Annotated in this window: 8 protein-coding genes and 2 pseudogenes; 4 read left to right on the top strand and 6 right to left on the bottom strand. The window is 68.9% G+C overall.

Annotation, left to right across the window (positions count from 1 at the left end; translation table 11 throughout):
• Nucleotides 1-69: 69 nt before the first annotated feature.
• The 3 genes and pseudogenes from ACWCOV_RS41305 to ACWCOV_RS41295 all read right to left on the bottom strand — a co-directional run.
• Nucleotides 70-279 (bottom strand): annotated as a pseudogene (locus ACWCOV_RS41305) (FAD-dependent oxidoreductase); the annotation flags it as partial.
• Nucleotides 280-364: 85 nt separating this feature from the next.
• Nucleotides 365-1882: a glycerol kinase GlpK gene (gene glpK, locus ACWCOV_RS41300; protein ID WP_449834846.1), complete on the bottom strand. Its 1518-nt coding sequence runs from the start codon at nt 1880-1882 to the stop codon at nt 365-367.
• A gap of 27 nt (nt 1883-1909) precedes the next feature.
• A complete protein-coding gene (locus ACWCOV_RS41295) occupies nt 1910-2746 on the bottom strand; it encodes an MIP/aquaporin family protein (protein ID WP_449834845.1) in 837 nt (278 codons plus the stop codon).
• Between the two features lie 200 nt (nt 2747-2946).
• Here ACWCOV_RS41295 and ACWCOV_RS41290 point away from each other — a divergent pair, with 200 nt between their 5' ends.
• From ACWCOV_RS41290 to ACWCOV_RS41275, 4 genes and pseudogenes are all read left to right on the top strand, one after another.
• The gene (locus ACWCOV_RS41290) at nt 2947-3471 is read left to right on the top strand and encodes a SigE family RNA polymerase sigma factor (protein ID WP_449834844.1); all 525 of its coding nucleotides are present in this window, start codon (nt 2947-2949) and stop codon (nt 3469-3471) included.
• Complete coding sequence (locus ACWCOV_RS41285; protein WP_449834843.1) at nt 3468-4625, top strand: hypothetical protein; 1158 nt, start codon at nt 3468-3470, stop codon at nt 4623-4625. The genes ACWCOV_RS41290 and ACWCOV_RS41285 overlap by 4 nt, the downstream gene beginning before the upstream one ends.
• A 40-nt stretch (nt 4626-4665) precedes the next feature.
• A pseudogene (locus ACWCOV_RS41280) lies at nt 4666-5232 on the top strand (AAA family ATPase); the annotation flags it as partial.
• The gene (locus tag ACWCOV_RS41275; RefSeq protein ID WP_449834842.1) at nt 5205-5516 is read left to right on the top strand and encodes a hypothetical protein; all 312 of its coding nucleotides are present in this window, start codon (nt 5205-5207) and stop codon (nt 5514-5516) included. The pseudogene ACWCOV_RS41280 and the gene ACWCOV_RS41275, both read left to right, overlap by 28 nt.
• A gap of 24 nt (nt 5517-5540) precedes the next feature.
• On the opposite strand, the gene ACWCOV_RS41270 is transcribed toward ACWCOV_RS41275, so the two are convergent.
• Genes ACWCOV_RS41270 through ACWCOV_RS41260 form a run of 3 tightly spaced genes read right to left on the bottom strand, consistent with a single transcriptional unit; the run spans nt 5541 to nt 8655 of the window.
• The gene (locus tag ACWCOV_RS41270; protein WP_449834841.1) at nt 5541-6638 is read right to left on the bottom strand and encodes an ABC transporter ATP-binding protein; all 1098 of its coding nucleotides are present in this window, start codon (nt 6636-6638) and stop codon (nt 5541-5543) included.
• Nucleotides 6639-6652: 14 nt separating this feature from the next.
• Nucleotides 6653-7669 carry an ABC transporter ATP-binding protein gene (locus ACWCOV_RS41265; protein WP_449834840.1) on the bottom strand — a complete coding sequence of 339 codons (1017 nt, stop codon included), beginning with the start codon at nt 7667-7669 and terminating at the stop codon, nt 6653-6655.
• On the bottom strand, nt 7666-8655 hold the full coding sequence (locus tag ACWCOV_RS41260; RefSeq protein WP_449834847.1) for an ABC transporter permease: 990 nt from the start codon (nt 8653-8655) through the stop codon (nt 7666-7668). The genes ACWCOV_RS41265 and ACWCOV_RS41260 overlap by 4 nt, the downstream gene beginning before the upstream one ends.
• Nucleotides 8656-8735 lie beyond the last annotated feature (80 nt).

Below are 8735 nucleotides of genomic sequence, written 5' to 3'. Positions count from 1 at the left end.
CATCTTCCCCCCCACCCCCCTCTACCTCTCTCGGGGGTACAGTACCGCCCCCGCCTCCCCCCGGTGCCACGCCTCGTGCACCAGCCGGAAGTCGAGCATCTCGAGGTAGCGCAGGCCACCGTGCATCAACTTGCTGGACCGGCTGGAGGTGCCGCTCGCGAAGTCGCGGGCCTCCAGCAGTCCGGTGGTCAGGCCCCGGGTCGCGGCGTCCAGGGCCGAGCCGGTGCCGACCACCCCGCCACCGATCACCAGGACGTCCAGTTCCCGTCCGTCGGCCATCGCGTCGATGGCCTCGGTCCTCGCTTGCGGTGACAGAGCCACTGCGCCCACTGTGCTGTTCCTTCCGATTCCGTGTGTTGCCAGATCAGTCGACGTCGACCCAGTCGAGGGTGCGCTGGACGGCCTTCTGCCAGCCGGCGTACCCCTTCGTGCGGTCTTCGTCCGACCACTGCGGCTCCCACCGCTTGTCCTCGTTCCAGTTCTGGACCAGTTCTTCCTTGGTCTTCCAGAATCCGACGGCCAGGCCGGCCGCGTACGCCGCGCCGAGCGCAGTCGTCTCCGCGACGACCGGCTTGCTCACCGGCACGCCGAGGATGTCCGCCTGCATCTGCATGCACAGCTCGTTCGCGGTCACACCGCCGTCCACCTTCAGCACGTCCAGCCGGACCCCGGAGTCCTTCTCCATCGCGTCCGCCACGTCCTTGCTCTGGTAGCAGATCGCTTCCAGTGTTGCTCGCGCCAGGTGAGCGTTGGTGTTGTACCGCGACAGCCCGACGATCGCGCCGCGGGCGTCGGAGCGCCAGTACGGCGCGAACAGGCCGGAGAACGCGGGCACGAAGTACACCCCGCCGTTGTCCGCGACCTGCCGGGCCAGCGTCTCGGTCTCGCTCGCGCCGGAGATGATGCCGAGCTGGTCCCGCAGCCACTGGACCGCCGACCCGGTCACCGCGATCGAGCCCTCGAGCGCGTAGACCGGCGCCTCGTCGCCGAACTTGTAGCACATGGTGCTGAGCAGGCCGGCCTTCGACCGGACCAGCTCGGTGCCGGTGTTCAGCAGCATGAAGTTGCCGGTGCCGTAGGTGTTCTTGGCCTCGCCCGGGTTGAAGCAGACCTGGCCGACGGTCGCCGCCTGCTGGTCACCGAGGTCACCGGTCAGCGGCACCACACCGCCGAACGGCCCGTTGGCGAGCGTCTCGCCGTACTTGTTCGGGTCCGACGACGGCCGGATCTCGGGCAGCATCTGCCGCGGGATGTTGAAGAACGAGATCAGCTCGTCGTCCCAGTCGAGCGTCTCCAGGTTCATCAGCATCGTCCGGCTGGCGTTCGTGACGTCGGTGATGTGCACGCCGCCGTCGACCCCGCCGGTGAGGTTCCACAGCAACCAGGTGTCGGTGTTGCCGAACACGGCGTCACCGGCCTCGGCCGCCGCTCGCACGCCGTCGACGTTCTCCAGGATCCACTGCACCTTGCCGGCCGAGAAGTACGTCGCCGGCGGCAGCCCGGCCTTCTGCCGGATCACGTCGCCCTTGCCTTCGCGCTCCAGCGCCGACGCGATCCGGTCGGTCCGGGTGTCCTGCCAGACGATCGCGTTGTAGTACGGCCGGCCGGTCTTGCGGTTCCAGACCACGGCGGTCTCGCGCTGGTTGGTCATGCCGAGTGCGGCCAGGTCGCCGGCCTGCAGGCCCTTCGCGTTCATCGCGGTGCGGATCACCGAGCTGGTGCGCTCCCAGATCTCGACCGGGTTGTGCTCGACCCAGCCGGCCTGCGGCAGGACCTGCTCGTGCTCCAGCTGGTGGATGCCCACCACGTTGCCGGAGTGGTCGAAGATCATGAACCGGGTGCTCGTGGTGCCCTGGTCGACGGCGCCGACGAAGTCAGCCATGGAAAGTCCTCTCCTCACAGATGAATGTCATACGTTCTTCGACTCCTCCGGGATCTGGCCGGGCTCTTCCTCCTCGGAGATCGGCAGGTTGCGGCCGACCAGTACGTCGTACAGGAACGCGCCGACCAGCGCGCCGATGATCGGTCCCACGATCGGCACCCAGAAGTAGAGATCTCCGAACTGATCCTTGAACGCTGTCCCCCCGTACCCGGTGAGGAAGGACGCCACCCGCGGGCCGAAGTCACGCGCGGGGTTGATCGCGTACCCGGCGTTGGTGCCCCATGCCATCCCGATGCCGACCACCAGCAGGCCGACGATGAACGGCCCGAGGTTCGCCGCCGGCGCCGTGTTGCGCACGTCGATGATCGCCAGGATGACCAGCATCAGGATCGCAGTCCCGATGATCTGGTCCCGCAGACCGGCCCACATGCCGACGCCGAGATCCACGCTGCCGTTACCCGGCAGAGTGGAGAACACGCCCTGGCTCTTGATGGTCAGCCCTGGGTCGAACTTGTTCAGCGCCTCGGTGTAGTTCCAGCGAACCACGAGCGCCGCCAGGAACGCCCCGAGGAACTGGGCCACCGAGTACGGCAGCACCTTCTTCCAGCTGAACCCGCGGAACGCCGCCAGCGCGATCGTCACCGCCGGGTTCAGGTGCGCGCCGGTCATCCGGCCCGCGACGTAGATGCCCAGGGTCACGCCGATACCCCACGCCCAGGCGATCGAGTCATGGTCCCCGAGCCCCGCTGTCACCACCTGCGCCACCACACCGCAGCCGAACAGGATCAGGATGAACGTGCCCGCGAGTTCGGCGGAACACTCCCCCAGAAGGGTTCGTGCTTTGACCGCTTCGGTCGTAGCCATGCCTTAGCCTCCCTTCCATCACCGTGACGACCACGGCTGGCTGGAATCTAAGAGCGATCGCGAGGCGGCACAACGCTCGTCGTTCGACATTGTCGAACGCCACCCACCGAGTCCCCGGCTACGACACACAGGCACCCAACCGTTTGAGATGGTCGTGACGTCAGGGTGGGTGACAAGGGAAGCCCGGCGAGGGGGAGTTGATGGGCGAGGGAGCGGGCGCTGCGGGGTTCGCCGAGTTTGCGGGGAGCCGGCATGGGGCGCTGTACCGGTATGCCTATCTGCTTGTCGGGGAACGGGGGCTGGCTGAGGATCTGGTGCAGGAGGCCTTGATCAAGACGTACGTCCGGTGGGGGCGGCTGCGGGATCCGAGCTCGGCGGAGGCGTACACGCGGAAGGCGATCACGACTACCGCGATCGGGTGGTGGCGGCGGAAGGGCTGGGCGGCGGAGCAGCCGCGGGGGGATGTGCCGGATCGGCCGGTGGAGGGGGATGACGCCACGGCGCGGGTGTGGTTGTGGCATGAGTTGCGGGGGTTGCCGCCGCGGCAGCGGGCGGCGTTGGTGTTGCGGTACTACGAGGATCTGACCGAGGTGCAGACCGCTGAGGTTCTCGGATGTTCCGTCGGGACGGTGAAGAGCCAGGTGTCCGCCGCGTTGACGAAGTTGCGGGCGCGGCTGGGCGGGGACGCCGTACTGGTCATGGAGAAGGCGGGGATGACGGAGTGACCGATCTGTTGCGAAACATGCTGGCCGAGCGGGCGGACGGCAGTGAGCCGCCGGCGCTCGACCTGGACGGGATCGTCGCGGCCGGCGACCGTCGGCTGCGACGGCGCCGGGTCGCCTCGGTGGCCGGGGCGGCGCTCGTCACGCTGGCCGTCGTCGCCGGCGGCATCACCGGCGTACGCATGGTGAGTGGGCCGGACGACCCGCCGGTTGCCACGTTCACCGAGCGGCGGGCGACGTACGCGATCGGCTCCGAGATCCACTACGGCCAGGACGTCATCTCCGTGGCGCCGCACAAGGTCAGCGCCTTCGTCCAGGTCGACTCGGGGTTCGTGTTCACCACCGAGCAGGGCGGGGTCTTCGTCGTGACCAAGGACGGTGTGGACCGGATCGAGCCCGACAACACGACCGACCGGCTGACCGCCGACGACCGCGGCGACCTGGTCGGCTGGGTCGAGACGCACAACAACGACTCCGACTCCGTCGTGTACGACGTCGCCGCCGGCCGCGAGGTGGTCCGGACGGCGATCGGGAACGACCACGGCATGGGCTCGATCGCCATCAGGCCCCGGATCGTCGCGATCGACGGCGGCTACGCGTACTTCGGCACCCTCGACGGCGTGTACCGCTGGGACCTGAAGACCGACAAGGGTGAGCGCATCGCCGACGGCGGGCCGGACACGGTGCGCACGGTATCCGACGGCCAACTCGTCTTCCAGCAGCCGCGCGGCATCTCGCTGGCCATCGCGCGCACGGTGACCGCGTCCGCGCCCGCCAGGTTCAGCGGCCAGCAGGCCTTCCTCTCCCCCGGCGCCAAGTCCCTCGTGACCCAGCCGGACGACGTCCGCATGGGCATCGAACCCAGCTGGGCCGGCCTCCAGGCGTACGACGTCGCGACCGGCCGCCAAATGATGGTGCCGTACGCCTACGACACCCTGGTCTTCGGCCAGTGGCTCGACGACAACACCTTCACCGCCGCCGGCGAACGCCGCAACTCCCCCACCGACCAGGCGGACCTGCTCACCTGCTCGACGCAGACCTCCGCCTGCACGGTCGCCGTCTCCGCCTTCTCCACGTTCACGCTCAGTACGACGCCACCGCGCACCACCCCCTTCGCCGTCCCGACCGGCAGCCGGATCATCGACCTCTACAGCTAGGGTTGCCGCGGGACGTCAGGCGGCGCAGACATTTGCCGACGTGCTGCGGCACGCCCGGGTCCACCGCGGGCTGCCCCAGGACGGGCTGGCCGAGCTGGCCGGGCTCAGCGCACAGGCGATCGGACTGCTGGAGCGCGGCGTACGGCGGTTCCCGCACCTGACGACCCTCGATCGGCTGACCGGCGCACTCGACCTGACCGCGAGTGAGCGCGCCGAGTTCCAGCGGCTGGCGTCCCGTGGGGCGGTCTCCCAGCCGACCGCTCCCACCCAGCCCACCGGCCCGGCCTGGGTCGTCGCCCTTCAGTTGCCTGCCGCAACCACTGCGTTCGTCGGCCGGCGGCGCCAGCTGGACCAGCTCGCCGAGCTGCTCACCAGGCCGTCCACCGGGCCGGGCGCTCCGGCGATCGCCACCATCCGCGGCATGCCGGGCGTCGGAAAGACCGCCCTCGCCATTCAGGCAGGGCACGCCGCCACCGGCCACTACCCCGACGGTGTGCTGATCGTGAACGCCGCGGCTTCGGATCCGGTACGCCGCTCAGCGCGCTGCAGGCACTGGGTCAGCTGCTGCGTGCAACCGGCGTGCTGGCGGAGGCGGTGCCCGACAGCCTGCCCGAAGCCTCCGCGGCCTTCCGGACCCGCTTGGCGAACCGGCGTGTCCTCATCCTGCTCGACAACGTCCGCGACGCCGACCAGGTCGTCGAGATCGCCGCCGACGTCCGGGACCGGCGGCGGGAGGCACGGGCGCGACTCGAGCTCGGTGAGTTGCTCGACGAGCTCGGCGAGCACGAGGACGCCGTACCGAATCTGGAGTTCGCGCTCGCCTTCTACCGCGAGCACGACCCGGTGCCGGCGCAGCGGGCGGCGAAGCTGCTCGGAGCAGACAGCGCCTGACGGCAGGCGTCAGGCGCTGTGCGCTCAGCGGTCCTGGGTGTCCGGGCTCGGCGCCGGGGCGACCGGCTTGTCCGACGGCTGGTTCTCCGGGAAGTGGCACGCGGCCTGGTGCCCCGGGGCCAGCTGCAGCAGCGGCGGCTCAGTGGTCTTGCAGATGTCCTGCGCCTTCCAGCAGCGGGTGTGGAAGCGGCAGGCGGGCGGCGGGTTGATCGGGCTCGGCACGTCCCCGACCAGCCGGATCCGCTCCTGCTTGCCCTTGCGCTTGGTGTCCGGCACCGGTACGGCGGACAGCAGTGCGAGCGTGTACGGGTGCATCGGCTTCTCGTACAGGTCGACCCGGTCGGCGAGCTCGACGATCTTGCCCAGGTACATCACCGCGACCCGGTCCGAGACGTGCCGCACGACGGACAGGTCGTGAGCGATCATCACGTAGGTCAGGTCGAACTCGTCCTGCAGGTCCTCGAGCAGGTTCACCACCTGCGCCTGGATCGAGACGTCCAGCGCGGACACCGGCTCGTCGGCCACGATCAGCTTCGGCCGCAGCGCGAGGGTCCGGGCGATCCCGATCCGCTGGCGCTGACCGCCGGAGAACTCGTGCGGGTAGCGGTTGTAGTGCTCCGGGCTCAGGCCGACCAGCTCGAGCAGCTCCTGCACGGCCCTCTTCACGCCGTGCTCGGGCTTCACGTTCTGCAGCCGGTACGGCGCGCCGACGATCTTGCCGACCGTGTGCCGCGGGTTCAGCGAGCCGTACGGGTCCTGGAAGATCATCTGCACGTCGCGGCGCAGCGGCCGCATCCTGCCCTCGGACAGGTGGCTGATGTCCTGCCCCTCGAAGATGATCTGGCCCGCCGTCGGCTCCAGCAAGCGGGTCAGCAGCCGGCCGGTGGTGGTCTTGCCACAGCCGGACTCGCCGACCAGCGAGAGCGTCTCGCCGCGGCTGACGTCGAAGGTCAGCCCGTCGACGGCCTGCACCGCGCCGGTCTGGCGCTGCATCACACCCTTGCGGATCGGGAAGTGCTTGACCAGGCCGTTGACCGACAGCAGCTGCTCGCCGAGCTTGGGCGGCTCGATCCCCGGAACGGCGGTCGGGTCGGATTCAGCAGTCGTGCCAAGGTCGGTCACAGTCGTCGTCCCGTTCACAGCTTCGGCTTGATGTCGGTCTCCCACGCCTTCTGGCGCTCCTGCGGGGAGAGGTGGCAGGCGACCTTGTGGCCGGACCCGATGTCGAGCAGCTCGGGCCGGTCGGTCTCACTGGCGCCGCCGTTCAGGTGCGCGTAGTTGCAGCGCGGGTTGAACGGACAGCCCGGTGGCACGTTGATCAGGCTCGGCGGCGCGCCCTTGATCGGGATCAGCCGCTCCGAGCGCTCCCGGTCGATCCGCGGCATCGAGCCGAGCAGACCCCAGGTGTAGGGGTGCTGCGGCCGGTCGAAGATGTCCTCCGCGCTGCCGTACTCGATCGCGCGGCCGGCGTACATCACCTGGATGTCGTCGGCCAGCTCGGCGACCACGCCGAGGTCGTGGGTGATGATGATGACGGCGGAGTTGAACTCGCTCTGCAGGTCCCGGATCAGGTCCAGGATCTGCGCCTGTACGGTCACGTCGAGCGCGGTGGTCGGCTCGTCGGCGATCAGCAGGTCGGGGTCGCAGGACAGCGCCATCGCGATCATCGCGCGCTGCCGCATGCCGCCGGAGAACTGGTGCGGGTAGGCGTCCACGCGCCGGTCCGGCTGCGGGATGCCGACCCGGTCGAGCATCTCGATCGCGTGCTTGCGCGCAACGCCCTTGCTGACGTCGTTGTGCACCCGGTAGGCCTCGACGATCTGGCGCCCGACCGTGTAGAAGGGGTGCATCGCCGACAGCGGGTCCTGGAAGATCATCGCCATCCGCTTGCCGCGCAGCCGGCGGACCTCCTCGCGGCTGGACGAGATCAGGTCCTGCCCGTCGAGGATGACCTCACCGGTGATCTTGGCGACGCCCGGCTTGTGCAGGCCCATGATCGACAGGCTGGTCACGCTCTTGCCCGAGCCGGACTCCCCCACGATGCCGAGCGTCTTGCCGCGCTCCAGGGTGAACGACAGCCCGTCGACGGACTTCACCACGCCGTCGTCGGTCGGGAAGTGCACCTTCAGGTCGCGTACGTCGAGAAAGCTCACTTCGCCCTCACCCTCGGGTCGACCACGGCGTACAAGAGGTCGACGACCAGGTTCGCGATGATGATGAACGTCGACGCGACCAGGACCACACCCAGGATCTTCGGCAGGTCGTTCTGCACGATGCCGTCCACCGCGTACTTGCCCAGGCCGTTCAGCGAGAAGGTCTTCTCGGTGAGTACGGCGCCGCCCATCAGCAGGCCGACGTCGAGGCCGAAGATGGTCAGGATCGGGGTCAGCGCGCCGCGTAGCCCGTGCTGGACCACCACGTTTCCTTCCGGCAGGCCTTTGGCCCGCGCGGTTCTGATGTAGTCCTCGTTCATCGTCTCCAGCATGCCCGCGCGGGTCAGACGCGCGTACTGCGCGGAGAACAGGAACGCCAACGTGATCCAGGGCAGGATGAGCGCCTGCGCCCATTTGAACGGATTCTCCGTGAACGGGACGAACGTCCCCCCTGGAACCGTCCATTTCAGGTGATAACTGAAGATGCTCAGACAGACCAGTCCGGTGAAGAAGATCGGTAACGAGACCCCGGCCAGCGCTGTGCCCATCGCCGCCCGGTCGAAGACCGACCCGCGTTTCAGCGCCGACAGGACACCCGTCGAGACGCCGAACACGAGCCAGATCGCCGCGGCGCCGACCGCGAGCGACAGGGTCACCGGTATCGCCTCGACGAGGTCCGGCCACACCGGGCGCTTCTTGAGGAACGAGTAACCCAGGCACGGGGCCGGGCACTGCTCCACGCCGGCGCCGTAGTTGTACTCGGCACCGACCACGACCCCCTTGGCCCAGTGGTAGTACTGCACCGGGACGGGGTCGTAGAAGCCGAGGTTCTGCGCCGTGGACTTCACGGTCTCCTCGGTCGCGGCCCGGCCGACGTACCGCGTGGCGAGCGTCTCCGGCGTTGCGCCGGCCATCCGCGGCACCAGGTAGAAGATCGAGAACGTGATGACGCTGACGATGAACAGCAGGCCTATGGCGGCGACCAGGCGCCGGGACTCGGACCACTGGGGAGGTCCGAGTCCCTATCCCGACGATCTGCATCGAAGGAGGTGTAAGAACATGGCAC

The organism is Kribbella sp. NPDC002412, assembly GCF_053592935.1.
The sequence above is the reverse complement of the archived record's forward strand: the minus strand, read 5'-3'. Positions and strand labels throughout refer to the sequence as shown.